The 15,063-nt window shown below is 41.1% G+C and carries 12 protein-coding genes, 1 tRNA gene, 1 rRNA gene and 1 pseudogene; 8 read left to right on the top strand and 7 right to left on the bottom strand.

Going from position 1 to position 15,063, the window contains the following annotated elements; all coding sequences use genetic code 11:
- Positions 1-131 precede the first annotated feature (131 nt).
- Both rrf and OCV56_RS20230 read left to right on the top strand, forming a co-directional pair.
- Positions 132-247: ribosomal RNA gene (gene rrf / locus OCV56_RS20235) — 5S ribosomal RNA — on the top strand.
- Positions 248-345: 98 nt separating this feature from the next.
- Positions 346-436: transfer RNA gene (locus tag OCV56_RS20230), tRNA-Ser, on the top strand.
- Positions 437-1,077: 641 nt separating this feature from the next.
- Here the strand turns inward: OCV56_RS20230 and OCV56_RS20225 are convergent.
- The 3 genes and pseudogenes from OCV56_RS20225 to OCV56_RS20215 form a co-directional block, all read right to left on the bottom strand.
- Positions 1,078-3,111 (bottom strand): hypothetical protein, encoded by a 2,034-nt coding sequence (locus tag OCV56_RS20225; protein ID WP_086712470.1) that lies wholly within the window; start codon positions 3,109-3,111, stop codon positions 1,078-1,080.
- Between the two features lie 336 nt (positions 3,112-3,447).
- A pseudogene (locus OCV56_RS20220) lies at positions 3,448-3,970 on the bottom strand (CoA-disulfide reductase); the annotation flags it as partial.
- A gap of 237 nt (positions 3,971-4,207) precedes the next feature.
- The gene (locus OCV56_RS20215; protein WP_086712471.1) at positions 4,208-5,620 is read right to left on the bottom strand and encodes a sulfatase-like hydrolase/transferase; all 1,413 of its coding nucleotides are present in this window, start codon (positions 5,618-5,620) and stop codon (positions 4,208-4,210) included.
- A 70-nt stretch (positions 5,621-5,690) separates the two neighbouring features.
- Here OCV56_RS20215 and OCV56_RS20210 point away from each other — a divergent pair, with 70 nt between their 5' ends.
- The gene (locus OCV56_RS20210; RefSeq protein ID WP_086712472.1) at positions 5,691-6,545 is read left to right on the top strand and encodes a glycerophosphodiester phosphodiesterase family protein; all 855 of its coding nucleotides are present in this window, start codon (positions 5,691-5,693) and stop codon (positions 6,543-6,545) included.
- Positions 6,546-6,629: 84 nt separating this feature from the next.
- Here OCV56_RS20210 and OCV56_RS20205 read toward each other — a convergent pair whose 3' ends face one another.
- The 4 genes from OCV56_RS20205 to OCV56_RS20190 all read right to left on the bottom strand — a co-directional run bounded on the left by OCV56_RS20205 (position 6,630) and on the right by OCV56_RS20190 (position 10,546).
- Complete coding sequence (locus tag OCV56_RS20205; protein WP_086712473.1) at positions 6,630-7,952, bottom strand: CoA-disulfide reductase; 1,323 nt, start codon at positions 7,950-7,952, stop codon at positions 6,630-6,632.
- Between the two features lie 76 nt (positions 7,953-8,028).
- A complete protein-coding gene (locus OCV56_RS20200; protein WP_086712474.1) occupies positions 8,029-9,435 on the bottom strand; it encodes a cation:dicarboxylate symporter family transporter in 1,407 nt (468 codons plus the stop codon).
- Positions 9,436-9,472: 37 nt separating this feature from the next.
- Positions 9,473-9,856: a RidA family protein gene (locus tag OCV56_RS20195; RefSeq protein ID WP_086712475.1), complete on the bottom strand. Its 384-nt coding sequence runs from the start codon at positions 9,854-9,856 to the stop codon at positions 9,473-9,475.
- Between the two features lie 24 nt (positions 9,857-9,880).
- The gene (locus OCV56_RS20190; RefSeq protein WP_017111553.1) at positions 9,881-10,546 is read right to left on the bottom strand and encodes a helix-turn-helix transcriptional regulator; all 666 of its coding nucleotides are present in this window, start codon (positions 10,544-10,546) and stop codon (positions 9,881-9,883) included.
- Positions 10,547-11,143: 597 nt separating this feature from the next.
- Here OCV56_RS20190 and phnC point away from each other — a divergent pair.
- The 5 genes from phnC to phnG all read left to right on the top strand — a co-directional run bounded on the left by phnC (position 11,144) and on the right by phnG (position 15,024).
- The gene (phnC, locus tag OCV56_RS20185) at positions 11,144-11,956 is read left to right on the top strand and encodes a phosphonate ABC transporter ATP-binding protein (protein ID WP_086712476.1); all 813 of its coding nucleotides are present in this window, start codon (positions 11,144-11,146) and stop codon (positions 11,954-11,956) included.
- A 16-nt stretch (positions 11,957-11,972) separates the two neighbouring features.
- Complete coding sequence (gene phnD / locus OCV56_RS20180; protein WP_086712477.1) at positions 11,973-12,974, top strand: phosphonate ABC transporter substrate-binding protein; 1,002 nt, start codon at positions 11,973-11,975, stop codon at positions 12,972-12,974.
- Between the two features lie 50 nt (positions 12,975-13,024).
- Positions 13,025-13,813: a phosphonate ABC transporter, permease protein PhnE gene (gene phnE, locus OCV56_RS20175; RefSeq protein ID WP_086712478.1), complete on the top strand. Its 789-nt coding sequence runs from the start codon at positions 13,025-13,027 to the stop codon at positions 13,811-13,813.
- Between the two features lie 68 nt (positions 13,814-13,881).
- A complete protein-coding gene (phnF, locus tag OCV56_RS20170) occupies positions 13,882-14,577 on the top strand; it encodes a phosphonate metabolism transcriptional regulator PhnF (RefSeq protein ID WP_086712479.1) in 696 nt (231 codons plus the stop codon).
- Positions 14,578-15,024 (top strand): phosphonate C-P lyase system protein PhnG, encoded by a 447-nt coding sequence (gene phnG, locus OCV56_RS20165; RefSeq protein ID WP_086712480.1) that lies wholly within the window; start codon positions 14,578-14,580, stop codon positions 15,022-15,024.
- Positions 15,025-15,063: the final 39 nt, after the last annotated feature.

The following is a 15,063-nucleotide window of genomic DNA, read 5'->3' as shown; positions in this document are numbered from 1 at the left end:
TTTGTCTCCGCTTTTTAAAAGCAGAAACAAAGTACAAACGCTTGAATGAGTTTGAAGAGACACTTTTAAATACAGTTTTCCAGATTATTTTGCCTTCAGTTTTTAAAAACTGAAAGTAAAAGCAAAATTTGCTTGGCGACCATAGCATTGTGGACCCACCTGATTCCATGCCGAACTCAGAAGTGAAACACAATAGCGCCGATGGTAGTGTGGGGCTTCCCCATGTGAGAGTAGGACATCGCCAGGCTTTAAATTACGTTTTCAGTTAGCTTATCGTTTAGAGAAATACTGAAAGCAAAACTAGAAACAGCATACAATTAAGACTGGTTTTAGTAACAATTTGTTGGAGGGATGGCTGAGTGGTCGAAAGCACCGGTCTTGAAAACCGGCAACCGTTAATAGCGGTTCTAGGGTTCAAATCCCTATCCCTCCACCACCATTGAAAAGCCCGCTGAGAAATCAGCGGGCTTTTTTGTATCTAAAATTTGTATTATTCAAAGCTCTATTGGCGTACGGGCTGCAGTGTTTATGGTTCAGCCTAACTACTCTGTGAGCTTGTAAGTTGCGCTGTAGGCTCATGTAATGGAACACTTACAAACACGTACATTATGCGCTGGACGCACCGTAATAAGTCGTACCGGCATCATAGCGTTGAAAAGGTTCTATGGTTGGCTTTCGGTTCTGCAGAGATGCTTGGTGTATCAAGGGCGATATGATTGCGGACGGTTATCGTGATACATATGAGACGTAAATGAGCGTTTAGAATAGAGCTTTTTGTATGCTTTCTACCAAAGCTGCCTAACACGCTTTCAACGTCTTTGTATGTGCACGTAAGTACCAACGAGAAACCTACGCATTCGTTGGGAGGTGAGAAGACGCTACCGTGAGATTGATGAGATTTCTGCTAATAGGGTACATTTGCTTTCTGATTTAGGAGTTACAGTTACCGTTTTCTACACTTACTCACCACCCTTACGTGACTGATAGACATCGAAAAGAAGCATGCTGCTAAGAACAAATAAAGCCAGTTGGTAGATACCAACTGGCTTTTCATTACTTACAGATTAAGATATCTTTTTAATCAATATCTGATACACAAATACTCGCATTTTCTATCCAGTCCTCTTCGATATAACTTCCACCCAAAATATTCATATTTTTACTTATATGACTTTTAGGTGTGCCTCCCGAATTACTTGTCCAATATTCAAGTTCACCATTACCGACTGGCCAGCCAAAAGCATTGCCAACATCACCTATAGTCGCCTGAATAGTCTGCAATTCTTCTTCTGAAGCTAGACTCTTACCCGAATCTTTACAACTAGTAACCGAATCCTGCCATGTACTTATACCCCACGCAAAACCATTTTCATAATGATAGCGGAATCCAATCCTACTTGTCATGAACTCAGATAAGCTGTATTCATGGGTTCCTAAGGTAAATGCTTTATTAAAATCGATGTTAGTTAGCTTTATAAGGTTACTGGTTACTTTTGTTTTATTGTCGCCGATGGCAAATATAGCTGCTGAGCTCTGGTTATGTGAAACAGCAAGTACAGTACTGCCTGATAAACGAAAAGCTTCCTCTTCTGCATCTTGATCTAACTGCCATTTGACATTATCTGTGATATCTAACGAAACAGTATCACTGGAATTATTGATAGTGTACTCTCCGATAGCCTTATAAGTTCGACTTTTATTGTATGGAACGGTATTTGTAACTGGATGATTAGGATAGTTATGTATTTCAGAAATTGTAATACTTTTTAGTTTTCCCGCAACAACGTTAAATTTTTTCGATACCTTATAACCTTTACCATTAATTTCTGCAGTGACGGATATGTTGTTAGACTCTTTTATTGGTATGAAAGTATTATGCCCCGTCTGTTTTAGCACTTTATCATCTGAGCTTGACCAGTTCACAAAAGAGGTAATGTCAGCTGTAATATCCTCGTCATCTAATGTATTACTTTTATAATGACCGACTGCGGAAAGTGAAAATTCAATATTGTTAACCAAATTATTAAAGTTATCTTCACCAATAATTTCAACAGATTCCAATTTGGCATCAGCAATTGTCATTTCTTGTGCATTACTTTCAACATCAAACATTCTTGCAGATATTATAGCTTTGCTTGTTCCAGCTTCACTACTAGCGGTAAAAATATTGTTACCCTCAGCATTATTGAATATATCAGGTGCACTTGAGGCCCACTTTACATCTTTTGTGATATCGATTTTACTTTCCTGAGTATCTCTTGGGCCTTGATAGACACCCATTGCAGTAAATTCTCGGCTTGTCCCATATAAAGCGTTATTTAGTTTAGTCGTATTCTCATAGTTGGAAACTGGTCTAATAATGATTTTTTTTAGCTGTGCATCACTGATACTTAGAGAAATTTCATTGCTTGAAAACCCATCAAAGTTAGCCGTTAAACTTGTGATCTCACCAATGTCTCCTGTGGCTCTGAAACAATTTTTTTCGGAGAAATTTTGAGCAAAACTGTCACCTGTTTGTATCCACAAAACATAATTTGCACCATCACGTTTCGAACCATCATTCCATTCAACAATACTATCTAGTGATATTGAGGTTTCCTTTGGAACATAAAGTATTTGGTTATTCTCAAAGTCAAATGGTTTGACTCGAGATGAAATTGTAATCGCAACGGGCTCTAATATAGAGAGTGACCAAGTGGCACTAATATTTTTTGCTTTTGCTTTTGCTTTTGCTATAATGCTTGTTTTCCCTACTTGATATGTCCTTAATTGTGCAGGTTGATAAAAACTAGCGATATTAGATTGACTACTGCTCCACTCTACTGATGATGTGATATCACTTGTACTCTCATCGCTATAATGTCCGATTGCTCTAAATATTAGCATTTTATTTGACATAGCTTCGTGAGATTCTAGGATATTTTTATGATGTACCTCTTCGATCGTGATCTTTTCTAATTTCTTTGTAAGAAATTCATTCTTGTTATCACCACCACCACCGCCACCGCCACCGCCACCACCACATGCAGTTAATGATGGTATTATAATGAATAATATAAACATTAATGAAATCGAGTTCTTAATATTATTTTTTATGTGCTGTGAAAACATATGACAAATAACACCTCATTGATAAATTAGAGGTGTAAATTATATAGTGCTCAACTTTTGACAAGTAACAAGATAGAGACAATAAATAGCAAGAAGAGGACATATTTCGTATCAATGTGAAATATTGTTAATGGAGCTAAGAGGGGGGGGATTTGGATCCATTGTATGGAAAACATAATTTTCGCTGATATCTTGTCACTAAGAACAATTTGTATTTGTTATGCAAAATCAAGCAGTATCGTTCTCGATAAGGGGAGCTCTAGGCTTAAGGTATTAAAAAGCAGAGCGTTTAGGCTCTGCTTTAGTGTTTTGGGAATGTAGCTAACTAGTCATCGCTTATTTTGCTACGTTACCTGCAACATTTAACGCATCCCAAGTCCGTGCGAATGGGGGGGCGTAGCAGAAGTCCATATAGCCTAACTGCTGGGTGGTCATTTTCGCCGTGATAGCAACAGCTAGTGCGTTGATTCGACCAACGGCTCCTTTCTTACCTACGATTTCACCACCTAAAAGAACGTTAGTCTCTGGGTTATAAACCAGTTTAACCTTGATGTCTTCTTGGCCTGGGTAGTAATCGGTTTGGTTCTTATCTGAAATAGTTGATACTTTCACATCTAAGTTATGTTCTTTCGCCAGAAGTTCATTCACTAACGATGCACCATTTTTAGCTTTTGGTAGTTCGAATACTTCAGTATTTGGTTTAAAGCTGAGTGACAGGAGTACGACATCAGCTTCTACACAACCGTTATCGGTTAGCCACCTTGCTCTGCATCATGAATAGCAGACACGCTGCAACCTGTTTTTAACTCTTCACTTGATTTTCTAATAGCCCTTCAACTACTTCAATAATCTTCGGGCTTTTCGTTTCTACAGTTTCAAATTACTAATGTAGTTCTCCAAAGAATAACCTTTGTAGTTGATTTGAGTACGACTATTGGCAGAGCTCTATAATCGTCTCACAAGGTTCTCTACTATCAAGGTTACCGCTATTTTGTGTAAGTAGAATCAAGCTGGTATGAGCTTATAGAGCGCTAGACAGAGTTAATTTGGTGTGAGGAGAATGTTGGTATTCGGATTTTTTGTACTAGTTGTTCGCTTAGTCGATTTTTCTTACCTTAAACTCACTTGTTAACACGGAATCATACTCCTTTCCGACGTACTTGGTATTGAAGATACTTTTATTTTGCTCTGTCTGTTTTGAAGATATTCCTGCCCATTGTGCAAATGTGTCTGAAAAATCTCTCAGATTATATTTGACCGAATGCATTTTCGTTTCTTGTTGATCGTCACTCATTGTTATGAAAGGTACTTCTACTGCTTGCCTTGAAAAGTGTGAGCCTGTTCCGTGAATTAAGTAGGGAGGGGCGTCTACAGAAGTTAGGCCATGGTCAGAAAAGTAGATGATTTTATATGTCTTGTCATACATTGTTAGTAGCTCTCTAATTTTCTCTATAAAAGTTACGCCATAAATCACGGATTTTTTGTAGCATTCTAGATACTCATTATCGGAAGGTTTTAGTGAAACCTCTTCCTCAAATCTCTGGCAAAAATCATAGTGTGAGCCCATTGTATGAATGAAAATGACTTTCGGCTTATCAGTTTCTTCACGAATTGCTTTGATAACTTCTGGTAGGAGAATATTGTCGGGTTTAGCTTTCTCGTAAGATGTGTTTTCGTAGTGTTGGTAATGTGCTCTACTTGCGATTGTTGATACTTGCGTTTCGTACTGCCCAATTTTAGCTTGATTTGATATCCAATAAGTTTTCATTCCAGCATCATTAGCTAGGTCTATAACATTTAGGTTTTTGTCATGTTTATTTGCGCCTATGCTTTTTGATAATATTCTCGGTACTGAAAAATATGTGACAACGGATGGTGAAATAACTCCGTTATATATTTCCGCACTATCTATATCACCTACGTTTTTGTTATATGATGGAAAGTGATTTTTAATAACAGACTCACCAATATTTACAATATAAATGTCCTTATGTGTCTCATCAGTATAAACATCTTTCCATTTTGATAAAATCACAGACTTCCCCCCATCTATAAGAGAAAGTTCATAATACAAAGATATAGGTTTAATAAATGTAATTAGCCCCAAAAATCTAAACCACACTTCATGATGAATTGTCTTTAAGTAGCTTTCGTTAAGATAAGTTGTTTTTTCACTATCATGCAAGCTATACATTTTTGCAACTAATATGCTAGAGAAAAGAGTCATCATAATAATCGAAAATGACCTCCTTACTTTCCCTAATGCCATATTAAAAGATAAAAAAACCATTAAAAAAAATAGGACTATCTTGGTGTATATGGTTATGCTTATATTTTTTATATATTCTAGCGCTTCGCCTCGGTTGGACTCTAAAATAGAACCTAATACACCTACGTCTAAGCTGAGAGAATTTATTCGTAAGGCAAAATCAAAAGTCATTATTACTGTCAGTAAAAGAAATACTAATCTATTACCGACAAATGCTATTATAGTTGCTATAAATAACATGTTTAAACTCAATATTGATAAGGTAAGCCACACTTCATCATCAGTTCCAGTTCTCAACAGGTAAAATGTCATGATAGTTAAAGGAATCAGAGTCTTAATATCAATATTTTGTCTAGTTCTCATATGTTTTTGGATAGCTTATGTTATTGGTCCTTCGATGAGTGTAGTCATTGATGTATGGAGAGGCAACGTAAAGGCATATCCAAATAAGCACAATAATATCTCCAATATTATCGTTAATTCAGGCAGTTTGATTGCACATGCCGGCGGGGGAATCGATGGTTTAAAATATACAAACTCCTTAGAGGCTGTAGAGAAGTCGATAGAAAATGGTTTTAAGATGATAGAGCTAGATCTTCTTGTATCGTCGGATGGAAAGATCGTCGCTGTTCATGATTGGAACTCTTTCCATTCGATGACAAATTCTAATAAAAATGGTCCTATTGCTTCAGAAGAGTTTGAGTTAAAAATAATTAACGATAATTATCACACTTTAAATATTTTAGAGGCGATTGAAATTTTAAGTGAGAATGAGGTTGTATTAGTCACGGACAAAATAGAAAACCTTGTACTATTATCAAAAAGTATAATTGTTAAAGACAAATCTATTGTCGAAGTTTTTAGTTTGAAAAAATATAATGAAGCAATAAAGTTAGGGTTCAATAACGTTGCATTAAATATTGATTTAAATACGCCATTTATTATTGATTGGATTGAATTGAATAAAATAAGAGCTGTAACTTATCGAGGTGATAACCTCAGTTCGCTTGGGAATGAATATAAAAATGCTATTACACTGAGTAATATGGGGATCTCAGCGATGATATATTCAAGTAATGATTTAGATTTGGACACTATCAAAGCGTATGGGATCGTTAATTTCGCGATCTATGTCGATTTTGTTTTACCGTCAGATCGTTTATAAAACTGTAACTTACACAAAAGCAGAGCGGTTATGCTCTGCTTTTGTGTTTAACTGAATGCTCTATGTGATTTTTCTAGAGGTGGTTTACTTCGCCACGTTACCAGCTACGTTTAAAGCATCCCAAGTCCGTGCGAATGGTGGCGCATAGCAGAAGTCCATATAGCCTAACTGCTGAGTGGTCATTTTCGCCGTGATGGCGACAGCTAGTGCATTGATACGACCAACCGCTCCTTTCTTACCGACGATCTCACCACCTAGAAGAACGTTGGTTTCTGGGTGATAAACCAGTTTAACCTTGATGTCCTCTTGACCAGGGTAGTAATCCGTCTGGTTCTTGTCTGAAATTGTTGATACTTTCACATCTAAGTTATGTTCTTTCGCCAGAAGTTCATTCACGCCAGTACATGCCAGCTCGTAATCGAGAACTTTCAAGCAAGATGAACCTAAGAAGCCTGACATGTAAGTATCTTTACCTGCTAGCTTATCAGCCATCATGCGCGCTTGTTTGTTAGCTGTGGTTGCAAGTGGTACATATACTGGCTTGCCTAAGGCCATGTGATGAACAACTGCACAGTCACCTACAGCATGAATGTAAGCGTCTTCAGTTGCGCCATATTCATTCACTATCAATGCACCATTTGCAGCTTTTGGTAGTTCGAATACTTCTGCGTTTGGTTTGAAGCCGAGTGATAGGATCACGACATCCGCTTCTACATCACCGTTATCGGTTTCTACGATGTAACCGCCTTGCTCTGCGTCACGAATTGCAGACACGCTGCACCCTGTTTTAAGGTCTGCACCTGATTCTCTAATTGCCCCTTCAACTACTTCAATGATCTCTGGACTGAACTGGCGGCTCATTATGTGCTGTTCACGTTCTATGATGGTTACGTGCTTGTCGAGGCCATGTGCTGCGTCGAACACTTCTAGACCTATAAAACCAGCGCCAATTACGCACACTCGTTGTTTGTCACTGTCTTTCAAAGCTTCTTTTACTGCTAAGCCATCTTCCATGCTTGTCAGTGTATATACGTGTTCTGAGTTGTATTCACCGAACGAAGGAACGATTGGACGCGCGCCTGTAGCAATCACCAACATATCGTAATCGATGATGCTCTCTTCGCCTTTATGACGGACTTTAATCTGCTTTTCAATGCGGTCTAGTGCGACCATCTCTGTTTCAACACGAACGTCTAATCCAGATTTAATCGCTTGTTCTGGCGTACGAGAAATCATGCGTTCTGTGTCGTCAAACATGCCGCCCGCAAAGTAGGGTAAACCACATGCTCCAAAAGAGATGTAACTACGCTTATCTAGAACAATGACTTCGTCTGATGGCTGATTACGTTTGTATTTAGCTGCGAAACTCATACCAGCGGCGCTACCGCCTATAACAACAACTTTCATATTTATTACCTAAATAACCTGAACTCAGGAAAAACAGAAGAGCACCCATGGGAGTGCTCTTAATTAAACGTGGGGATTATACTGCTGCTTCTTTTGAAACTGTTGCAGCTACATCAGCATCGTATTGTTCTGTGTTCAGTGAGCCGTTTTTCTTAGCTGTTAGAACACCAGACAACATAGAGCCTGAGATGTTTAGCGCGGTACGCGCCATGTCAATCAGAGCTTCGATAGACACTAGAATTGCTACTACTGTGATATCTAGACCCATGATTGTTAGTACAGCTACCGCTGCGAATGTTGCACCACCACCAACACCAGCGATACCGAATGAAGCAATCGCGATAACAGCAATCAGTTGTAGGATGAAGCCTAGGTCAACTGGCATACCCATTACTTGAGCCGCCATGATAGCTAGCATTGCTGGGTAGATGCCCGCACAACCGTTCTGACCGATACTGGTACCGAATGTTGCTGACATGTTTGCTGTTTCTTCGTCTACACCTAGGCGTTGAGTTTGTGTTTCAACGTTTAGTGGGATTGCCGCCATGCTTGAGCGAGAACCAAAGCCGAATACTAATACAGGCCAGATTTTCTTCATGAACTTGGCTGGAGAAAGGCCGAACATCGATACCATCACGAAGTGGATGCCGAACATCACGCCGATTGCCACGTAGCTCGCTAGCAAGAAGCGGCCCATTTCAGCGAGTGCGAATAGGTCGTTGGTCATCATGAAGGTTGTCATCAGAGCGAATACACCATAAGGCGTTAGCTTCAAGATTTCACGCACCATTGACAGTACAACTTCCTTTGCAGAGTTGATGAAATCAACGAAGTTTTGCACTTTTTCAGGCTTACGGTTTTTCACTTGCAGGATACAGTAACCAAGGAACATACCGAACAATACTGTCGATAGTGTAGAGGTACGCTGAGAGCCTGTTAGCATGTCAAAGATGTTGGTTGGGATGATAGACAGAGCCATACCAGACAGACCGCTACTCGCCATTGCATCTTGTGTTGCTACCAATGAATCGCCGCGTGCTTCAATTGCACTGTTGGTGCCAATGGTGCTTACTAGCGCGTTTGCATCGATACCAAATAGGTAAATACTTGCGATACCAACTGCCGCTGAGATTGCACAAGTGAAAAGTAGAATACCGATGATTTTTGGTGCGATACGAGATAACGCGCCGCCACCTTCAACGTTCATGATAGAAGAGATCATCGCCACGAATACGAGTGGGATAACGATCATTTGTAGAAGTTTGATGTAGCCTTTACCGAACACTGAAATCAGTTCAGCAAAGCCGGAAGTTGCGACGTTACCAACACCGAAAACAAGTTGAATTGCGCCACCGAACAGCAAGCCAGCAGCAAGCGCACTCAGTACGCGGAAATTAAAACTTTTCTTTTGCTTTTTGAAGTTCGACAGCAGTGCGTAGAACCCAAAGAACAGTATGCTTAATCCAATAAATGAAACGCTCATGAGAATCTCCTATGATACCCATTAATACCTAAATCGGTTATTTTTTATATGCGATGGCTTCAACTTCAACCAGTGCGTCTTTTGGTAGTCGTGCTGCTTCAACACAAGAGCGAGCAGGTGCGTTCTCTGTACCAAACACCTCTGTGTACACTTCGTTAAAGGCAACGAAGTTTTCCATGTCAGATAAAAAGCAGGTTGTCTTAAGCACTGTGTCCAGTCCCGCGTTACTCGCTTCTAATACAGCTTTTAAGTTTTCTAGCGACTGACGAGCCTGTTCTTTAATACCGCCTTCAACAAACAGCATGGTTTCTGGAACGAGAGGTAATTGACCTGATGTATAAACCATGTCGCCGTAAGACGTACCTTGTGAGTAAGGCCCAATAGCTGCTGGTGCTTGTTCAGTGGCAATGATCTGTTTCACGATGTAACTCCTAAATTATTGGTTTTATTCTGATTTAAATTCACGGATAAACTTGTAAACCGCCTGACGGCTAATCCCAAGTTGTTCTGATACTTGTGTCGTCGTCTCTTTTAGCTCAAATACGCCGTTATCAAATAAACAACGAATGATGGCTTTGTTACGACTTTTGCAGGAAATCGTTTCGTCTTGTTCCACTTCTTTTATTGCAGCGGTCAGCGCTTGTTGAATCACGTCGTTTGCACTTTTGCTGAAAGTCTCACTGACTAGTGTTTGAGACACATTGCACGTTGGCATCAACGTTTTAACGATTTCAGGGAATGGGAAGGATAAGTTCATGTTGATACACAGCATGCCAATCGGCTTTTGCTGTGGTCCGGCTAGCACACAGGTCGTTGATTTAAGTAGGGAACCGTCTGCTGCATTGGTGAAATAACTCTTTGGAGAAACTTCGCCGGTTTTCTCGAATTTACTCCACATACGTAAACCTAAGTCTGTGATAGGAGAGCCGATTTCACGACCGGTATGATGACCGTTGACGATTTTTACGACCGAGTTTTCTAAGCTTTCAAATGAATGAATGACTACTTCACAATAGGGGCCAATCAAATCAGCGAGCGTGTCTGCTAAGCGGAAGTAATTGCTTAAACATTCTCTATCTTCATCGGTGAATCTAACTTGTTTTACATTCATAGTTTCGGTTTACATTTTTGAACTTGATGACTGAAATCTACTCCTTTGGTGGTATTTGAACAAGATGCAGTAAACTTCTGTAAACCGTTAAAAAGCGTCTAAAACGTCCACAAATAACGGGAATTTAACTGAAATTAAGAGTGAAATTTGAACAGGATCACCAAACCATCCTCAATATGGTTTAATTTCGTAAACTCCATCAAAGTTTAAATATTTAAAATCAAAGATTGCATTTTTGAACACTTTAATGATCTAGAACAAATTTATGATCGAGGTGAAACGAGCATTCCATAATGGGGGGCTTTTTTTATATGCGAGCTTATTAGTTATTGGACGTGCTTATTTATCGAGGTGAGAGTTAAAAGGTGTTGCCGTGGCTATTGAGCTTTTTATTGTCAAATTACTGTGAATTACCTCTATATATAAGTTGATATTCCCCATCAAATCTCTCCTTCTTTTTGTACTTAAAACAGCGAGTTAAGTTTGTCTAGACAAGTTGGTTAACCGCTTGAAATATTTCATTTCTGCAAATAAACCGACACGTAACTTTAATAATTAGACGTCAAAGTGGCCTTAAATCAAACAGGGACACTGACGATGAATAACATCATTGAAGTTAAGAAGGTCAACAAGACATTCGGCTCAAATCAAGCGTTGAATGGAATCAATCTGACTATTACCAGCCGTAAGATGACGGCACTACTTGGGCCATCTGGCTCCGGAAAATCAACACTGCTTCGACATTTAAGTGGCTTGATCATTGGTGATAAGAACGCGGACTCTCAAATCAACGTGCTTGGTCAAACTGTGCAGGCGAATGGCAAGGCAGACAGTAATGTTCGCAACTGCCGTGCACAAGCGGGTTACATCTTCCAACAATTCAATCTCGTTAACCGCTTATCAGTGATGACCAACGTACTGATTGGCGCATTGAGCTCTACTCCTAAGTGGAGAACGCTAACGGGTATGTTTACGGTTGAGCAGCAGCAACAAGCACTTGAAGCACTGCGTCGAGTAGGCATGGAAGACTTCGCGGGCCAACGTGTTGGCAACCTATCTGGTGGTCAGCAGCAACGTGTAGCGATTGCTAGAGCTTTGATGCAGAAAGCCAAAATCATATTTGCGGATGAGCCTATTGCTTCACTCGATCCTGAGTCTGCTCGTGTTGTGATGGAGCTACTCACTGATATCAATCAGAAAGAGGGTATTCCAGTCATCGTCACACTTCATCAAGTCGACCATGCACTTAAATATTGCGAAAACATTGTGGCTTTAAAAGATGGCCAAGTGTTTTACGAAGGAAAAAGTGCAGAGCTGACCAAGCCACAATTGGAAAGTTTATACCGTTCGAAAAAATCAGTCGACATGCAAAATATTCAACCATCTGACGTGCTTGCTGCGTCGTTCTAAATATCAGGGAAGTAAGATGTTTTATTCAATGAAGTCGGGAATTAAGAAGGCGATAACGCTAGCAACTGCACTTATGGCAACGCTGACCGCAAGCCATGCAATTGCAAAAGAAGAGATTAACTTCGGCATTATCGCGACTGACGCTCAGCAAAACTTACGTCAGCGTTGGGAGCCTCTCTTAGATGATCTTGGTGAGGCGTTAGGGGTATCAGTGAAGGCCTATTTTGCCCCTGATTACGCGGGAATCATTCAAGCGCAACGTTTTGGCAAGGTTGATTTTGCCTATTACGGCAACAAAGCAGCAATGGAAGCGGTGGACCGTGCTGATGCCGAGATATTTGCGCGTTACATCGATGAAGATGGCCTTCAAGGCTACTACAGCTTGCTTATCGTCAATGCGGAAAATGACAACATCAACACACTGCAAGACGTTCTCGATCAGCATGAAACGCTCAAGCTTGGTAATGGTGACCCAAATTCTACATCTGGTTTTTTAGTCCCTAACTTTGAGGCGTTCGCAAACAACGGAATTTCTGCAAATGACTTTGACCGTACTGTTATTGCAAGTCACGGCTCGAATGTGATGGCGGTTGCGAATAATCAAGTGGACGTCGCAACTAACCACACTATGAACCTTATCCGTATTGAAGAGAGCAACCCTGAGTTGTTCAAAAAACTAAAGGTGGTTTGGCAGTCAGAGCTTATTCCTTCAGACGTGGTGACGTATCGCAAGAATCTCGATGCAGATATGAAGAAGAAAGCACGTGATTTCTTTGTCAACTACGGCAAGAACGGTAATAAACAGCAACTTGAGAACCTACACCAATTGGCGTGGTCTGGATTTGCGGCAACTGATAACAATCAATTACTTCCCATTCGTCAAATGGAAGCGTTTAAGAAGCTAGTTGAAGCGGAGAACAACAGCAACCTAAACGAGAAAGACAGAACAGATCGCATGGCGCAATACCAATCGGAAATCGACCAGCTGCAAACAGAAATTGATGCGCTGAAAGGTTAATCCCAACTATTGCGCCGCTGTGGGCGGCGCAACAACAGAGTAAGAGAACAATGACTGCAATAACTCAACGTTACGAGCCTTCATCGAAGCTGTCGATTAAAAACGGCGTAATTGCTGTGATAACGCTACTGGTCCTTAGCTGGGCGTGGCAAGGCGCAGAAATGGCACCAATGATGTTCTTTGAACACCCGGAGAACATGGTTCAGCTTGGTAAAGACTTTTTTCCAGCTGACTTCAGTGAAAGCAATGTGTACTTCAGCGAAATGCTGGTGACGATTCAAGTGGGGATCTGGGGAACCGTGTTATCGATTCTGTTAGCGATTCCATTTGGCATTCTGAGTGCTGAAAACCTGATGCCGAGCTGGGTGACATTTCCAATTCGCCGACTGATGGATTGTCTACGCGCTATCAACGAAATGGTGTTTGCGATGCTGTTTGTAGTGGTCGTTGGGCTGGGACCGTTTGCTGGTGTGATGGCACTGTTTATTCACACTACAGGTGTGCTTGCCAAACTGTTTGCTGAGGCCATTGAAGCGATTGAACCCGGCCCGATGGAAGGCGTGAAAGCGACAGGCGCAAACTCATTTGAGGTAATTCTATACGGTGTAATTCCACAAGTTATGCCACTTTGGATTTCATATTCGCTGTACCGCTTAGAGTCGAATATTCGCTCGGCAACGGTTGTGGGTATGGTTGGTGCGGGCGGTATTGGTGTGCTGCTTTGGCAATCTATCTCAGGTTTCCAGTTGCAACAAACTGCCGCGATTATGGCGATTGTTATTGTAACGGTCAGTGTTATCGACTTCGTTTCTCAAATCATTCGTAAGAAGTTTATCTAGGCATCTTAGATGTCTATTTAAGCAAACTTGTCTAGATAAGTAATTGAATTATAGAGAAGGAACACTTTATGCCAGTTTATTTAGATATTGCTTCGCAGCTTGAACAAGAGGTGAAAGATCGTTTTGTTCCCGGTGATTACCTGCCTCCGGAGTCCAAACTGGCTGAGCGCTTTGCCGTGAATCGTCACACGCTTCGCCGCGCTGTCGATGAGTTGGTATCCACGGGATTGATTCAACGTCATCAAGGCAAAGGCAACATGGTGATTCGTGAGCCAAGTGAGTATCGACTTCATTCTGGAGCACACTTCACCAAGAACCTGATTGAACAAGGTGCGATGCCACGATGTGAAGTGCTTCAGTCTCGCCTTATCAATGTATCCCCCAAAATTGCGGGTTACTTGAAGATTGAAGAGGGGAGCAAGGTTATTCACATCCGTACTCTGCGAAAAACCGGAGAGACACCGAGAACCATTATCGACCACTACCTGCCGAATCTGGCGTGGTGGCCGATTCTCAAGAACTTCACCAACGGTTCTTTGCACCAGTTTATTCAGCGTGGTTTGGATACTGATTTAGAGCGAAAAGAGACTCGTGTGGGGGCGAAAATCCCAACCAATGAAGAGTGTCGTTTACTGCAAATCAGCACCAGCACACCGCTACTCAAAATTAAAACCACCAACGTAATCAAAGGCACGCAAGTGATAGCGGAATTTTCAAGTTCCAACACCCGTGCCGACGCAACCGAAATTGTAATGGAGCACTAAATGACAGCTTTGAAAGAGCGACAAAAGTGGATGTCAGTACTCGCGCAGAGTCAGTTTTCAGAACTAAAAACGCGCTGGGAAGCATTAGGGATAGAAGCGGAATACGCCATGGTTCGTCAGCCAGAGATTGGTTTAGCACAAGTGCGAGCTCGTATGGGCTCAACAGGCCGTCAGTTCAACATGGGTGATGTCACCATTACTCGCGCCGTAATCAAGCTAACAAGTGGAGAACTTGGTTACAGCTATCTACAGGGGCGAAGTAAGCCTCATGCAGAACTAGCAGCAGTTGTCGATGCCTTGATACAAAACGGGCAACGAGCCGAGGTGCTCAAGGCGCAACTTATTGAGCCTCTGGCCGCAATGAAGCACGAACGAGACAGTCAACGTCGCCAAGAAGTGGCTTCAAGCAAAGTGGACTTTTTTACCATGGTTCGCGGAGAAGACTAGGTCCGTGGAGAAGACTGGCTTAGTAAAGAAAAGCTTCGC

The organism is Vibrio gigantis (genome assembly GCF_024347515.1).
Classification (GTDB): Bacteria; Pseudomonadota; Gammaproteobacteria; order Enterobacterales; family Vibrionaceae; genus Vibrio; species Vibrio gigantis.
Note: the sequence above shows the minus strand (reverse complement) of the source record. Positions and strands in the feature narration are given on the sequence as shown.